The organism is Guyparkeria hydrothermalis, assembly GCF_023555385.1.
Lineage (GTDB): Bacteria > Pseudomonadota > Gammaproteobacteria > Halothiobacillales > Halothiobacillaceae > Guyparkeria > Guyparkeria hydrothermalis_A.
On the sequence record NZ_JAJSED010000001.1, the window covers coordinates 1,013,167 to 1,029,710 of the forward strand.

Here is a 16,544-nt window from a genome sequence, read left to right on the forward strand (position 1 = left end):
ACGATGCACAACTAGCTGCTTCCGTGGCGTCTACACACTCCCATGCATCGTTTGCTGACATCGAGCGGGATCGGCAGACTAATCGGGTCAAATCGACCGTGCGGCTTTGAGGAGCCTCGAGTCATTGCAGGTATCGCGGCACCTAGGCGGCACTCAAGGAATCCCAGGCAAGGAGCCTCACTTTGCATCCCACGTTCCCCGACCTCAGCAACGAAATCGACATCGGGGTGAAGACCGTCGATGAACTACCAGGCCCACTACACCTAGATACGTATCAACGCCCCTACGTCTGGGATGAAGACAAGGTGAGGCAGCTGGTCGATGACCTGGAATCCCATCAGGACAAGCACGGGACGGAAGAGCCGTACTACATGGGAACGCTTCTTCTCCATGCGCCTGAAGAAGCGTGGCCGCGAGCAAACCGGCGCTTGAATGTGATCGACGGCCAACAAAGGCTGACCACGCTGGCGCTGATTTCTCGCATCATTTTTGGAGCCGTGCCGGACTCCATCCAGTTTCGCTTCGGGTCCAACATTTCTCATCAACACATCCGCCAAGCCCACGACGTTCTCCAGCAACGATTGAGGGACGTCGCTTTACGGCTTGATAAGTTGAGCTTCACAGTGATCGCGGTCAGGCAGGAAGACTTGGCCTTCGCATTTTTTGACACCCAGAACAACCGCGGCGTCCCGCTTGCAACCACCGATCTACTGAAGGCCTACCACCTGCGGGCTGTTCAAGACGATCAGGCGCCGGAGAAACAGGAATCCATCCAGCGCATGTGCGCCCGGCGCTGGGAGGAGATGCAGGTAAGAAAACTTGAAGGCGAAGGGGTGCCCATAAACACCGAAAGGGGAAAGGACCCGGTATCCGACCTGTTCCATTACTATCTCTGGCGCGCACGTAGTTGGCGGGGACAACGGTCCATCGTCCGCGAAAGCCGAAACCAACTGCTGGACCACTTCCAGACTCATTCTTCGCCAGCAGAGCGCATTGACTCGATTCCGCTGTACCCGACCCCGGGGAACCAACTAGCCAGCAGCCTCAGACTCGGGCCAGAGGGTGACACCAGACTGGACACAGCGCCCATTCGTCTCACAGGAAACCCCGCCAATCTGCCCTTCTCGCTGCGGCAGCCCATTCACGAGGGCCTCGGGTTCTTTCTCTATGCGGCGAAGTACTCCGCGCTTGAGAGGCGGCTTTTCTGGGAAAAGCCCAACAACCATGAACTCTCCCGGTACCAAACCTTTTACCAGAGTGTCGCCGCTCACAACTCACCCTATCTCCGCCAGCTACATCGACTCGCCGTACTGATGTACCACGATCAATTCGGCGAAGACGGTCTGCTGAAATTTAGCTGGGCCCTCGAATACGTTCTTGGCGCCATCCGCATGGCAAAGCAGCGCGTATTCAAGCGTGCGCCCATGAAATACCTAGAGGAAGCGAACCACAACCTGCTGGATGTAATTGCCTCCGCTTACCGCCCGGAAGAAGTGATGAGCTTCCTGATGCGTCCGGAGCATCGGATTCGCGACGAGCAAACCGTTGCAAGTATCTTCCGATCAATGGAAACGCAACCGGAAGACTCCGTTTCTGAGATAAATCGGGTGCAGCAACGGTATTACGATCGCCTTAGGAAGTATTTCGTTGAAGACCAAGGGGTTACAAGCCTCGAATTTCAATCTTTCCGTAAGAAGGTAGAGCTAGCCAGATGAGGTCTGTCGATACTCACGCCGAAATTGTCACACTTCACGACTTTGCAAAACGCGCTGTGCGCATTCGCATCCCCCTCTACCAGCGGCTTTATGTTTGGCGGGAGGAGCAAGTAGACAGGCTCATGGATGATCTGATCTCGGCTTGGCAGGAAGGAAAGTCGGCGTATTACCTCGGCGGGATCCTTGCGATTGCGCGGACCGATCCGGGATCAGGTCGCACCGAACTCGAACTGATTGACGGTCAACAACGCCTGACAACGCTCTGGCTGCTGGCCCTTGCCTGGCTCGACCAGGGCGGCGGAAGCGAGCTGGCATCTTTCGCCAGCATCGACGGGGAACCACGCATCTATTTTGAAGTGCGCGAACCCGTCAACGAATTTTTCAAAAATGCGTTGTTAACGAATCAGATCGAGAGCAGTACAGAAACGGCGGCTCTGGAAATGATCCTCGAACGACTCGCCCGATACCCGGAATTCTCCCTGTCACGAACAGAGGCGAAAACGCTACCTGACCGTCAATCGTTGGCCCGCTACGTGAACGAGAACGTGAAGCTCGCACTGACCGTAGTGCCACCCAGCACAGATCTGAACAAGCTGTTTGAAGTGATCAACAATCGCGGAGAGCAACTCCAGCACCACGATATCCTCAAGAGTCTGCTATTGAAGGAGATCCCTGACCCGTCGGAGCGAACCGCCTATGCTCGGCTTTGGGATGCCTGTGCCGCGTTGGATCAGTACGTGGAACGCAACCTGCCCAGCACCCTCGGCTCTTCCATCACCAGCTTCTTCGCCGACTGGTATGACTTCAGCCCACCAGGTTCATTAGGAAAGACGAAGGACTTGGTCGATCGACTTCAGCGGCAAGAGACGGCCAGTGAATCCAGACCCTTACGTATCGACGAGATACTCCAATCGGACAAGACCAACGAAGAGCACGCACCCTCAGGAGCCGACACGGGCGATGACGACAGCTCCGTCCAGAGCATTATTTCTTTCCCGATGCTGCTACAGCACTGTCTCCGCCTCTACCGCTACAAGGCCGGGCTGGCGGACATGGAACACATTCGGGAGAGCGACCTACTGTCGATATTTCAACAGTTTTTCCTCAAGGAGCCGGGGCCGCGCCAACCGCACGTAAAGGCGTTCATTAAGTTGCTGTGGGAGGTGCGGGTAGCGTTTGACTGCTATGTCGTGAAGTGGGTAGAGAGAGATGAACAGGATCGGCAGTTGGATGTTCGCCAGATTCGCAAGTCGACAGAGGGAATCACACGAACAGCAGACGGCGTTCCAAAGGAACTCTGTCTCCTTCAGGCAGTGATCTACCACTCGCTTGGAAAGACCACACACTACTGGTTAACCCCGTTCCTCGACTGGGCACTCGAAAACCCTTCTTACCAGGACGCCTGGCAATACCTCGAATATCTTGAACAGTGCCTGTTTACCCAAGGGATCGCGGACACGCAGCGCGAGGCAACACTCAAGATGCTGAGGGAACGGTGGTCAACTCCAATTCATGAAGAGGTCCCGACCGAACTCACACGCAAGGGAGGAGATGATTACCACATCCCGCATTACTGGTTCTACAAGACCGAGTATGTCCTCTGGAAATGGTTGCGAAGGCAGGACTCCCAGCTCGCTGGCTTCCGCATTACCGCAAAGAACTCGATCGAGCATATCTCTCCCCAGAAGCCGATCGATGAAGATGGCAAGGGGGCCGGGGACCTGCTGCACGCCTTTGCCAACTTGGCTTTGATCAGTCACGAGGAAAATTCACGATTTGGCCATGACATCTTCCAGCAGAAGCGGTCGAAGTACCGACAAGTCAGGCGAGACACACCCTCCTCCCTAAAGTTGGACCTGATCTACTCCCGACACGACACATGGCGTCGCGTGGATGTGGAGGATCACGAGAGGGACATCGTGCGGAGCTGGGAGAGATATCTCGCCCCCCTCCAGCGACTGGCGAGAGACAAGACCCAGTCCATCGCCTAAGCCGCTTTGGACGCACCGGGGGCGTTTCCCCATTGCACAAGGCAGCCCGGCAGAACCGTATAGCTCATCCGACAGCAAACGGCCCTGTCAGGCACACTACAGAAAAAGACACAAGGACTACTTAATGATCACTGGCGACCTGAAATCCAAGGTAGACCGCATCTGGAACACGATGTGGGCAGGGGGTGTCTCCAATCCTCTCACTGTCGTCGAGCAGCTGACCTATCTGCTGTTCATCAAGCGTCTCGATGAGCTGCATACGCTCAAGGAGCGTAAGGCCGCACGAACCGGGGCGAGCATCGAGGAGCCTATCTTCGAGGCTGGCCAGGACCACCTACGCTGGTCGCGCTTCAGCGAGACCGCGCCCAACCAGATGTTCACCACCGTCCGCGACGAGGTGTTCCCGTTCATCAAGACCCTCGGCCAGAAAGGTGATGCCGACGGCGAAGGCGGCTCAACATACACCCACCACATGCGGGATGCCTTGTTTCTGATGCCGACCCCGAAGGTGTTGGCCAACGTAGTGGACCAGCTCGAAAGCATCGACATGAGTGATGCCGACACCAAGGGTGACCTCTACGAGTACATGCTCGGCAAGATCGCCAGTGCCGGGCAGAACGGACAGTTCCGCACCCCGCGGCACATCATCAAGCTGATGGTGGAGATGACCGCCCCGACTCCCAAGGATGTGATCTGTGACCCGGCCTGTGGCACGGCGGGCTTCCTGATCGCGGCCTCCGAATACCTGCGAGAGCACCACAGCGGCGAGATCTACCGTGACGAGGCCTCGCGCCGACGCTTCAACGAGGGGACATTCCACGGCTACGACTTCGACTCCACCATGCTTCGCATTGGCAGCATGAACATGCTGCTGCACGGCGTGGAGAATCCCGACATCCGCTACAAGGACTCGCTGGCCCAGGCGGACGAGAACGATGCGGGAAAATACTCCCTGATCCTGGCAAATCCCCCTTTCGCGGGCAGCCTGGACTACGAGTCGACCGCCAAGGACCTGCTGCAGACCGTCAAGACCAAAAAGACCGAGCTGCTGTTCCTGGCACTGTTCCTGCGCCTGCTCAAGACCGGTGGCCGAGCCGCCGTTATCGTGCCGGACGGCGTAACCTCCAATTCCAGCAAGGCCCACAAGACCCTGCGCAAACTTCTGGTCGAAGACCAAAAACTGGACGCCGTCATCTCCATGCCGTCTGGTGTCTTCAAACCTTATGCGGGCGTCACTACTGCCATCCTTTTATTTACAAAAACCAACTCCGGTGGCACCGACCACGTCTGGTTCTATGACATGCAGGCAGATGGCTTCTCCCTTGATGACAAACGCAACCCTCAGCCGGACGAGAGCGACCTTCCCGATATTCTCGCCCGCTGGCACGACCTGGCATCCGAACAGGAGCGCAAACGCAGCGACCGTAGTTTCCTCGTACCAAGAGCCGAGATTGCCGACAACGACTATGACCTCTCCATCAACCGCTACAAGGAGGTCGAATACGAGGCAGTGGAGCATGATTCACCGCTGGAAATTCTCCAACGGCTGACGACGCTGGAAGAGGAGATTGCCGAAGGGCGGAAGGAGCTGGAGAGGATGCTGGGATGACTAAAGCAATGGACAATAAAGTCACTCAGGAGCCTGTCTCGTTAGGGGAATTGACGACCATTGCTTCGGGATCTACCTTTCCGAACAAGTTTCAGGGAAAGAAAGAGGGGAAAATCCCTTTTTACAAGGTTTCCGACATGAACATAGTGGGTAACGAGTCATGGATGACATTCCACAACAACTCTGTTGATGAAGAAGACCTGAAGAAAATAAAGGCAAAGGTGCACCCCAAAGGGACTATTATTTTCCCAAAAATCGGAGCCGCAATAGCAACAAATAAAAAAAGAATTTTGAGCCGAAAATCTTGCTTCGATAACAATATCATTGGCGTGCACCCATCCGAGAGGATTGACACCAATTATCTCTATCAGCTTTTCACAAACAAGAATATTTCTGATTTTGCAAACACAGGGAACCCTCCATCTATACGAAAAACCACCCTTGAAAATTGGAAAATAACTCTCCCCCCGATCGTTGAGCAAAAACGCATTGCGGCCACCCTTGATGCGGCAGACGCCTTGCGGGCCAAACGGCGCGAAGCGCTCGCACAGCTCGACAACCTCCTGCAATCCACCTTTATCGACATGTTTGGTGACCCAGCATCCAACCCGATGGGGTGGCGGTCATCAACACTGGGGGATGAGTGTGAAGAAATCCGTAACGGATTTTCTGTGAAGCAAAGCAAGGACTCGTCAGGGGTTCCTATATCGAGGATCGAGACAATATCAGAAGGCGTTGTTAACCCTCATAAGGTCGGGTTTGCCAACCTCACTTTGGATGATGTGAAGAAGCATCTCTTGCAGCATGGAGATATTCTTTTTAGTCACATCAATTCCACGCAACACCTTTGCAAATGTGCAATATTCCTTGACCATCATGGCCCTATGGCCCATGGCATGAACCTTTTACGACTGAGGTGTGCGGCAGGAATCGAGCCGCATTTTTTGCTTTATTTGATAAAATCGCCAGGTTATCGCGCTTCACTAATGAAGCACGAAAACCGAGCCGTAAACCAGTCAAGTATTGCAGCAGGCAAGCTTAAGACGCATCCAATGCCTGTTCCTCCGCTCGATCTTCAACGTCGTTTCACTGCCATCGTGGAGTCGGTCGAAGACCAAAAGGATCGCATGCGTGCCCACCTAAACGAGCTGAATGCCCTCTTTGCCTCACTCCAACACCGCGCCTTCAACGGGACGCTGTAGCTAATGAGCAATTTCACCTTCCTACCCCGTGAATTCAGCACCGTCGCCGAGTCCGCCACCCGGGCGGAAAGCCACATCGTGGGCGATCCACGGGCAGCCTGTTTTCATGCACGTTTTGCGCTGGAGTCGGCGGTCCACTGGCTGTATCGGCACGACGCCAAGCTGCGGATGCCCTATGACCGGAATCTGGGGGCGCTCCTCCATGAGCCCAGCTTCCAGAACCTGTTGCCGGAAGCCGTCTTCCAGAAGGCGCGTGTCATCCAGAAGATGGGCAACCAGGCGGTCCATCACCCGCGGCCGGTGTCGGACACGGACGCCAGGCAGGTGGTCAAGGAGCTCCATCATGTCTGCTACTGGCTGACACGCACTTACACGCCTGATGCCTCCCGAGCAGGAGCCGCCTGGCGTGATGAGCGTGTCCCGCAACCGGTTAGTCACGAAGATGTAGTGCCGAGACAAGAACTGGAAGCGCTGGAAGCCAAACTCGAGGAACAGAACAAGGCGGCGCTCAAACAGCAACAGGAGCGCGATGCCCTCGACGCCGAGGTCCAGGCGCTACGCGAACGTATCGCCCAGGTTCGTGAGCAAACCGAGCAGCAACCGGACACTCATGACTACTCCGAGGCGGAGACACGCCACTATCTGATCGATCTCGAACTCCGTCGCGCAGGGTGGCCACTGGATCGGCGTGAAGACAGGGAGTACGAGGTCACCGGCATGCCCAACAGCAAGGGTGTGGGATATGTCGACTATGTGCTCTGGGGGGATGACGGCAAGCCATTGGCGGTCGTGGAAGCGAAGCGAACCACCTCAGATCCGAAGGCCGGACGCCAGCAGGCCAAGCTCTACGCCGACTGTTTGGAGCGGATGCACGGGCAGCGCCCGCTCATCTTTTATACCAACGGCTATAAGACCTGGCTGTGGGACGATACCTTTTACTCTCCCCGCCATGTGGCCGGTTTTTACAAAAAGGACGAGCTATCCAGCCTGATCCGTCGCCGCGCCCAGCGCGACAGGCTAGACGCCTCCGAGGTAAAGGACGAAATCGCCGGGCGCTACTACCAGAAGCGCGCGATTGCGAGCATTTTCGAACAGTTCGCCATGGCTCGACGCAAGTCCTTGCTCGTGATGGCCACCGGTACCGGCAAGACCCGCACCGCTATCGCCCTGGTGGATGTCCTGCAGCGTGCCGGTTGGGTCAAGCGTGCCCTGTTTCTGGCCGATCGCGTCTCCCTGGTCAACCAGGCAACCAATGCGTTCAAGGCACTCCTGCCGGACTCAAGCCCGGTTAACCTGGTGACCGAAAAGGATACCGAGGGGCGGGTCTACGTCTGTACCTATCCCACCATGATGGGACTAATCGATGACACTCAGGGAGACGAGGCCCGTTTTGGCGTGGGGCATTTCGACCTAGTGATCATCGATGAGGCGCACCGCTCGGTTTACCAGAAGTACGGCGAGATCTTCCGCTACTTCGACTCCCTCCTCGTCGGCCTGACCGCAACCCCACGGGAGCAGGTGGACAAGAACACTTACGACCTGTTCGAGCTGGAGCCAGGCGTGCCCACTGATGCCTACGAGCTGGACCAAGGGGTGCAGGATGGTTTCCTGGTGCCGCCCAAGGTCGAGCAGGTAGACCTCAAGTTCCCCCGCGAAGGGATCGACTATGAGGATCTCAGTGACGACGAAAAGGCCGAGTGGGAAGGCCTCGACTGGGGCGATGACACCGACGAGGTGGGCATGCCCACGGAGGTCAACGCATCAGCCATCAATAACTGGCTGTTCAACAAGGACACCGTGGACAAGGTACTGCAGCACTTGATGGAACACGGTCACCGGGTAGAAGGGGGAGACCGACTGGCCAAGACCATCATTTTCGCGCGCAACCACAACCATGCCGAGTTCATCGAGGAGCGCTTCAATCACCACTATCCCCATTACGCCGGCCACTTCGCCAGGGTGATCGACAATCAAGCCAAGTACCCGCAAAGCTTGATCGACGACTTTTCACAGGCAGACAAGGCACCACATATCGCAATCTCGGTCGACATGATGGATACCGGGATCGATGTACCGGAGCTCGCCAACCTGGTGTTCTTCAAGCCCGTTTACTCCAAAATCAAGTTCTGGCAAATGATCGGGCGCGGCACCCGCCTATGCCCACGACTCTTCGGGCCACGCGAGGAAGACGACAAGCAAAACTTCCGGGTGTTCGATTTCTGTTTCAACTTCGACTTCTTCCGAGAGAACCCTGACGGCATCGAGGCGAGCGGTGGCGTCCCGCTGGGAAAACGGCTGTTCCGCTCCCGGGTACAGTTGCTCAGCCATTTGCAGTCGACACCGGACCTGGATCCCGACAACTCAGTGGCCCCCAGCCTTGCCGACGGGCTCCATGGTGAAGTGGCTGCCATGAATCCGGACAACTTCATCGTGCGGATGCACCGGCAAGCTGTCGAGCGCTTTCAGGACCGCAAGACATGGAATCATCTGGGATCAGAAGAGCGTGAGACCTTGTCGAACGAAATCGCTGGGCTACCCAGCCAACAGGAAACCGATGCCATCGAGTCAAGAATGTTCGATCTCACCGCCCTGAGATTGCAACTGGCTCTGATCGAGACCGATGCAGGGGGATTCGACAGAGTACTTAGGCGGGTCATGGAGATTGCGGCGTTGCTCGAAGAGAAGACCAGCATTCCGAAGGTCAAGGAGCAGCTTGGCTACCTTCAGGCACTGCAGGAGCAAGAGTTCTGGGAAGGCATCAATATTCCGATGCTCGAGGAGATGCGCCAACGGCTCCGTCCCCTTGTCCCATTCCTCGACAAGCAGCGGCGTGAGATCGTCTACACCGACTTCGAGGACGAGGTGCTGGGTGTACGACAAGAAACGGTTGTCGATATGCCCAAGATGACAGGCACGCAGTACGCGAAGAAGGTCAAGGCCTACCTGAATGACCATCTCAATAACATCGTGATCCACAAGTTGCGGACCAATCAGCCGCTGACCGAAGTGGACCTCGAAAACTTGGAGAATACCCTGACTCGGATCGGCGAAGAGGACGGCGAGACGCTGCTGGCAAGCTTGCTGGAACAGAGTCAAGCTCCCTCCCTGGCCCACTTCATCCGCAGCCTGGTCGGCATGGACCGCGAGGCCGCGCAAGCAGCGTTTTCCCAGTTTCTGGCCGACCGCAGCCTCACCTCATCACAGGTACGATTCATCGAAATGGTAATCGACCAGCTGACCGCTCGTGGGGTCATGGACGCAAAGGCGCTGTACGAGCCGCCATTCAGTCATCTGCACTCTGGCGGACCCGACGCGCTGTTTGCGGGAAAGGACAACGTTATCGAGGGAATATTTGGCGCCCTGAAGTCAACACAACCCAGAGTAGTCTCAAAAACTGGCTAGCGGCCTCGCGCAAATTGGAGAGCCCCTATAGTCAACCCCACTCGCACCTCGGCATCAGTTACCACAAGGATGATTAATGATGAGCAAACTCCCTGAAGACAAGGTTCGTGTGCCGGTCAAGCTGGTCGATGGCCGGTGGGAGTTCTTTTACGGTGGGAAAGTGCCCGTCTCGGATGGCGCCACCGGCGAGATCGTCGTCGACAAAAGACACCTCAATGATGACGATTTTCTCGCTCGCCTGAAGAAAAAGTCATCACATAAGATAATGGATCAGGGAACACGACTCATGGTGGCCCTAAACATCAAAACCGACCCTCGAATAGGAAAAGAGCTATCAAAACACCTAAAGACCATCCCGAGCGGTCTGATCTCAATTGACAAGAGATTCACTCGCTTCGGAGTTCAGCCCCACACACGCTTTATAGAGATTACAGTTGGGGCAAAAACGCCGAACCGCCAACGAAGTCGGACTGAAGAAGGCGGCATCTGGCTGGAGTTTGAAGGGATGGAGCCTCAAGGGGTGAGCGTGAGTTCACTCATCCTTCCAGAAGGAGTTATCGACCAAAGGATCGACTCACTGAACCACGCATTTACGGTGCTTTCCGAGACATATGAGCCGTGGCGGCAATCCCATACCGGAAGCGTTTATGAACGCATTTTTTATGAAGAAGAAAACGGCATTTGGAACCCGCTAAACGTGTTGCGCAACGCGACAATCGCGAGCGAGGAGCAAAACATGATTCGCAAGCGGTGGAAAGACATCTGCGCGCAGTTGAACCTGGATATTTGACCCGCACTTCCTAGCGGGCCCTCTCCCTGCCCCACCATCACAGGTACCCATATGACTCCGCATCAGCCACCTGGCTCTCGCAACCTGGGTAGGCCGGTTTCGCCCACTATGTTTGCCCGACGCGAGTGAACTCACAGCCCCATCGAACGAACCAGTTCGCTTTCCGACACCTCTTCAGTCGTAACCACGGCATCCTTGAGCATCAATTTGCGACTCAACAAGCGATGCAGGTGCAGGTCGAACGAGTCGAATTCGGGGTGCAGGGCCGCCGGCATGTAGATGTGCACATCCCGCTTCTGCCCGATACGGTAAATACGGTCGGAGGCCTGCGCTTCCTTGGCCGGGTTCCAGTGACGCTCGATGTGCACAGCGTGATTGGCTTCCACCACTGTCAGGCCGACACCCGCGGCAATCGGTGACATGATCAACAGGTTGAAGCCCGGCTGGGCCTCGAAGTCCCGGATCAACTGCTTCCGAGTACGGATATCTGACTTGCGGGGAGCACTTGGCGTGTCGCCGTTGATGATGCCGACATCCAGACCGTAAATCTGGTCCAACCAGAGCTTGAGCACCCGCTGCAACTTCTTCGTGGCCATGAAGAGAATCGCCTTCTCATCCTTCTGGCGGATGTCGTCCAGGAGGTCCAGCAGGACCCCCAGTTTGGCCGACTCGCGCATGAAGGAACGGGCCTCTTCAGAGGTCGAAGCGTAAAGCTCCCCCTCCGAATGGAGGCGCGGGTGCAAGGAGGCCTCCCTTAGGCGTTGCAGAGCCGACAACGCCCGGCCTCTCATGTCCTCCGACTCGCTCTGGGCCCGATAGTCATTGAGTACGGCATCGTAGGCCTGAAGCTGGGACCCTCGCATATAAGCTGCCATGTTCCTCGATGCTCCGGCCGGCGAATCGGTGGACTCGACAATGCCGAAATGGACTTTCTTGACCGGCAGGTCCGGCAACTGATCTTCCTTCACCCGACGCAGCATGAACGGCCCGACGGTCTGACGGAGCTCGGTGCCGATTTCCTGCCGGACCTGGTCACGGTCTTTCTCGTCTGCTGCCAATATCGGTTTGATCCAGGCATCCCTGAAGTGATCCCAGCTACCTAGTAAACCGGGCTGCGCCGTATCCATCAGGCACCAGAAGTCTCCCAGGCTGTTTTCCACCGGCGTCCCGGTCGCCAGCAGCTTGAAGTCCGCCTTCAGGCCTTTGGCTGCCCGTGTCTGCAGGGTGTTGGGATTCTTGATGTTCTGCGCTTCGTCGAAAACGACCATTCCCCAGTCGATCTTGCACAGAGAGAACTGATAGTCGCGCAGTGTTTGATAGGTGGTGAGAACGAGGCGACGATCCATGTCCAATCGCCGCGCCCCGGCATCCGGTCCGATATTAAGGGCATAGCGAATGTCGGACTCATCGACGCGGTCCTGTTCATCAAGGAGCGATGAAAGCTGCGCGGACTCTCGTGCCGCACCGCTGACACGGTAATCCTTCAAATCCCGCCCGGATTGAAGGACCACAATGTCTCGAAACGGGATGTCGCCGAAGGTCTTGTGGACTTCCTCTTCCCAGTTCTCCAGCAAGGTCAGCGGCGCCACAACCAGCATCGGCTTCTTCGCTGATCGATCGGACAGGCTCGAGGCGAGATATTCGCCCATGGCAACAAGCCCCATATAGGTCTTGCCCAAGCCCATGTCGTCGGCCAGCAGACCACCCTGCAAGCGGTAGAGGTCGTCCGCCTTCTCCGCCAAAGCCTGGCGAATCAAACCGAGCATCCAGAGGACGCCTTCGCGTTGGTGGGGAAACGGCGACCGGGCGTAGCGGGACCAGTCGGGCTCGGCAGTGACCCGAGCGTTTTCCGCCTTCTGAATCAGCTCGGTATGAAGTTCGTCGGCATCCTTCAGAATGACGCCAACCGTCTCCTCAGGCTCTTTTTCCTCCTTGGGTCCTGACTCCGCGGACGATTGTGATGGAATACCGTCGCGCTTGATGCCGTCAAGCACCGCGCTAACCGCCTCGGCATCGCTGATGTCGATCTGCTTACCGCCATATTCGAGGGTATCCGCACCCTGCTCTCGCGCGGCGGCAAAAACCTCCTCCACGCGCTGAAGATCCTCGTCCGACTTGATGACGGTCTTCAGGGCCCCCGGGGACTCAGCTCTGACGCTGGTGGCGAACCAGTCCATGGGCTTGGCATCCGGGTCGGAAAAGTCCATGTGCGTGAGGCGCCCAACGCCCTCAACGCGCGCGGAGAAGCCGAGATCAAGGTTTACCAGCGCTGCATCGAGAAACGCACTGGGAGAGCGGATGAAATCTGCGACTCGGTCCGCCGGGATATGCCGTGATCCCAGCACCTCCTTAACGCCGGCCATCTTTTCCGGTTCTAACAGGACAACCCTATTCCCCACCCGGATGACGCCCCCTTCGGCGTTCATGTCCACCTGGCCCCAACGACGCTCAAGCTCATCCGGCGTCGAGCCATCACCCAGACTCGGGCTTAGTGTCACACTGCCATCGGAATGCTGTGTGGCCACGACACCAATATGCTCGGGCACCACTACGTCGATCTTGTCGAAATGGCTGAGATCGATATTCATACCCGAGCGCTGCGCCACCTGCAGTTCCGCCATCAGCCGAAGGTTGGCCGCCTCACCTCTCTCTCCTGGCTCAAGATCACGGTGGGCCTCCCATGACTGAACACCCAGCAACTCCCCCGGGTTCAGGCGATATGCCTCGCTAGGACCAAAACGCAACAAGGGACCAACGCGTTCGAACGGAGCCCTCCCTTCCGGAAACGCCGCAAAAAGGTTCACACGGAAGGCGCTGTTCCGCGCATGGCTCGAGATATGCGACTCAAACCGCCCAGGAAACATGGGCGGCAACTGCAAAACGTTCGCCTGTTCCTCATCGAGGCGAACCACTGTCTCCGAGGGAACGTGAAAGCCGTTTGCGATAGGTTCGGCCATCCCCTGCTCTTCGAGCATCCGCAAAAGGATGATCTGCATTTTCTGCAGACCGGTTCCGGAAGCGCTCGCCTTCAATCGGTCGAAGTCGCCGTGGGGCAAATAGAAATTGAGGCCGGTCGAGTCCGGGCTGCTCTCGAACCCCACCTGCAGTGTTGCCTGATCCTCGGCAGCAGCACCGACCAGCGAACGCAAGACGTTAAACAAGCCCACAGAGCTTTCCTTATCAGATTAAGAACTTCTCAAAGATGAGCCATATTCTGGCTTCACGACCCAACCGAAAGCTTCCGATTGGCTAACGTATCGCTGCAAGTCACCATAAAGATTCTGGTTCACGAACTTCTGATTCAAACCAAGTTCGCCTGCGCATTCTTTCGCCCTTGCGCCCGGGTTGTACTGGAAGAACATCAGGATCGATATCTGCTGACCTGACAAACCGGCAAACTTGTTCACACGTTCCGATCTTTTCGGCTGCCGTATCTTCCCCAGCGCGGATGGGCTCACGTAGCCTCCGCGCGGCATGTCATTTCTACTGTCCTCACCTGACACGGTTGCGCTACCCCCTCGCGATGTAGGCATGCCGTGTTTGCGGAGATAGGCACGGTAGTCCTCCTCGCCAAGCACTTTCTCGATGTCGAGCTGAATCCCATTGTCTGCGAGGAATTCGAGCAGGTTCTTGTGCCAGTTGCCGTTATGGACAATCCCCTTATAGGGGTGGTTGGGATGGTGGCGCTTATAAAGGCCAGGTATGCGAACAGTAAGATCGTAGTGTGAGAACTCATTCTGGTCGTAAGAGACGACCATATCGCCGGGGTGGCGCAAATAGGCCCAGAGCTTGAAGTTGTGAGAACCCTCGATCAGATAGAAGTCACCACAGTCCAGATAGATCACCGCCTTGTCAGCCATCGCCGAGTCGCCCAGTCGAGCAAAGTTGGTCTTGATCTCATCCCCGAGGATTTTGCTGACCGTCTGCTTGGTCCGGCGTCCCAACATCAGGCGCGCATGCCGCACGATACCCATCGCGAAGAGTCCCTCAAGGAACCGCTTCCGTTCCGGGAACATCCGTTCGAAGTCTGGATCCTGAGCCTCAGCCCCGTATTGCTCCAAGGCCCTGAGGAACAGCGCTAGATCTTCTTTCGCCAGCCAACCGCGCACCTTCTCGATGCGCTGCTCACCCAGCGGTTTCCACCACTCACGATAGTTCCTGGCGGTACTCGCGATTCGGGGATCACCTGCTAGGTCGAGGATGAACTTCTGCCAAGCCTCCGGGGCATCCGATTCGCACCGGTCGATCAAAATCCCAAGCGCCGCATGACCGATACGTTGATCGCCCTCGTAGGGGGCGTGGCTTACCTCCGGCTTGAGGAGCTCATCCAACACCGGATCCCATTCACCATGAGGAATCTCGGCCAAATGCTCGAGGTAGAAGTGAGTGCGGCATACGTCGCCATAGCGCCCATCGCCAAAGCCATCCAGACCTTTTTCTGCCAGAAACTGCCCTAGCTCTCGGCCCTCATGCCGCAGGCGAGTCGCGAGCTTCTTGGGGCCATCCAGATTAATCAGGGCATCACTCTCTCCTTTGAGGGAGAGCAGTGGGTCGGCAACAGGAACGAGCGTTCGGGTGGCTGGGAGACGTTCAATCTGATCGAGCAACTGGCTCTCGAGGACTTCTCGCAGATTTCGATCCGAGCTGCGATCCAAGTCATCCAACTGATCGAATAGTTGGAAGTACAACTGCGCCAGCTGAAGAAGGGTAACGCGTGTCATCCTCGGCTGCTGTGCAGCGATTAGCGCGTCGACCCACTGGGTCTTTAGCAACTGCTTTCGCACCGACTTGTCCGTCAACCAGAGCCAAGTCAGAGCTCTGGCAGCCAATTTCTGCGAAAGAACGGAAACAAGTCGCTCAGTATCCCCTTTGTCGGCCACATCTCTGATGAAGTGGGCCATCCGCTCGAAAGCATCGCCGCCACCCACTTTGGCGGCCTGGCGATCGGCGCGGCTACGCAGGTCCTGCCAAGCCTCCAAATCAGGACCGCGCCACTGGAGCTCAACGCGCTGCAAGGAAGGTAGTCTCACTGCGACTCCCCCCTTTCCTCGGCAAACGTTTCGACCTCCTCGCTCTCAGGCCGGCTCACGGTGAAGCGGATATTGATCCGGCGGAATTGGGCCAATTGCTCGTCGGTAAGATCATCTTGATGCGAAATGACATTCAGCGATCCTGGTGGCCGCGAATCGGCATAGCCACTAACAGAAAACAATGGCTTGCCGTCTGGGTTCCTCAGTTCATCGAGCTGGCTATCGCTGGGCAGAGCGTCCTCCCAGAAACGCCAAAGCGAGATGGCACGGAAGGTCGAGAGGCACCAGTTACCCTTCCCGGCGCACTGCGCCCCGTCAAACGGGCGGGGGTCTGTGTGCCCTTCGATGAAAACCGTATCCAGATAGCGAAACCGGTCACCGTGGCTTACCACCTCGTGCAGCACCCGACCGATATCCCGGGCAGTTTCCTGGTATCGAGGAAGAATCTCATCCCGACCGGAGCCGAACCCCAGGAGCTCGTTCGGTATGCTTACGACGGACGCGTTCTCGCTGATTCGGACATTAATTCCTCGCTCGGCAAGCTTTTGAACAAGCTCCTCGACGACCGTACGACGCACCTCCTCGGCCTTTCTCAGCTGAGCGAGAGCCTCCTGGAGTTGTTCCTTGGTGCTCTCGTATCGAGCCTTTGCCTCCGTGAGCTCTTCCCGAGTCTCTTCAACTTCGGTCTGCTTCTTCTCGAGAACCGCTTGCTCCTCAATCACCTGAAGGATCAAAACTACCGAAGCCAGGATGAAGACAACCAGCAGCCCCGCCATGATGTCCGAGAAACTTACCCAGTACGGGT

Annotated in this window: 9 protein-coding genes; 6 read left to right on the top strand and 3 right to left on the bottom strand. The window is 56.8% G+C overall.

Annotated features, from left to right (window positions below; all coding sequences use genetic code 11):
• The first annotated feature begins 182 nt into the window (after window positions 1-182).
• The 6 genes from LV476_RS04710 (at window position 183) to LV476_RS04735 (ending at window position 10,709) form a co-directional block, all read left to right on the top strand.
• Window positions 183-1,715, top strand: a complete 1,533-nt coding sequence (locus LV476_RS04710) for a DUF262 domain-containing protein (protein WP_250073931.1) — start codon at window positions 183-185, stop codon at window positions 1,713-1,715.
• Entirely contained in the window at window positions 1,712-3,706 is a 1,995-nt protein-coding gene (locus LV476_RS04715; RefSeq protein WP_250073932.1) for a DUF262 domain-containing protein, read from the top strand. The genes LV476_RS04710 and LV476_RS04715 overlap by 4 nt, the downstream gene beginning before the upstream one ends.
• A 124-nt stretch (window positions 3,707-3,830) precedes the next feature.
• Entirely contained in the window at window positions 3,831-5,315 is a 1,485-nt protein-coding gene (locus LV476_RS04720) for a type I restriction-modification system subunit M (protein ID WP_250073934.1), read from the top strand.
• Window positions 5,312-6,517 carry a restriction endonuclease subunit S gene (locus LV476_RS04725; RefSeq protein WP_250073936.1) on the top strand — a complete coding sequence of 402 codons (1,206 nt, stop codon included), beginning with the start codon at window positions 5,312-5,314 and terminating at the stop codon, window positions 6,515-6,517. The genes LV476_RS04720 and LV476_RS04725 overlap by 4 nt, the downstream gene beginning before the upstream one ends.
• A 3-nt stretch (window positions 6,518-6,520) precedes the next feature.
• A complete protein-coding gene (locus tag LV476_RS04730) occupies window positions 6,521-9,919 on the top strand; it encodes a DEAD/DEAH box helicase family protein (RefSeq protein ID WP_250073939.1) in 3,399 nt (1,132 codons plus the stop codon).
• 76 nt (window positions 9,920-9,995) lie between these two features.
• The gene (locus LV476_RS04735; protein WP_250073940.1) at window positions 9,996-10,709 is read left to right on the top strand and encodes a hypothetical protein; all 714 of its coding nucleotides are present in this window, start codon (window positions 9,996-9,998) and stop codon (window positions 10,707-10,709) included.
• A 131-nt stretch (window positions 10,710-10,840) separates the two neighbouring features.
• Here the strand turns inward: LV476_RS04735 and LV476_RS04740 are convergent, their stop codons facing one another.
• Genes LV476_RS04740 through LV476_RS04750 form a run of 3 tightly spaced genes read right to left on the bottom strand, consistent with a single transcriptional unit; the run spans window position 10,841 to window position 16,515 of the window.
• On the bottom strand, window positions 10,841-13,876 hold the full coding sequence (locus LV476_RS04740) for a DEAD/DEAH box helicase (protein WP_250073942.1): 3,036 nt from the start codon (window positions 13,874-13,876) through the stop codon (window positions 10,841-10,843).
• A gap of 18 nt (window positions 13,877-13,894) precedes the next feature.
• Window positions 13,895-15,724, bottom strand: coding sequence for an EH signature domain-containing protein (locus tag LV476_RS04745; RefSeq protein WP_250073944.1), 1,830 nt, complete (start codon window positions 15,722-15,724; stop codon window positions 13,895-13,897).
• Window positions 15,725-15,735: 11 nt separating this feature from the next.
• Window positions 15,736-16,515 carry a hypothetical protein gene (locus LV476_RS04750; RefSeq protein WP_250073946.1) on the bottom strand — a complete coding sequence of 260 codons (780 nt, stop codon included), beginning with the start codon at window positions 16,513-16,515 and terminating at the stop codon, window positions 15,736-15,738.
• Between the last annotated feature and the right edge of the window lie 29 nt (window positions 16,516-16,544).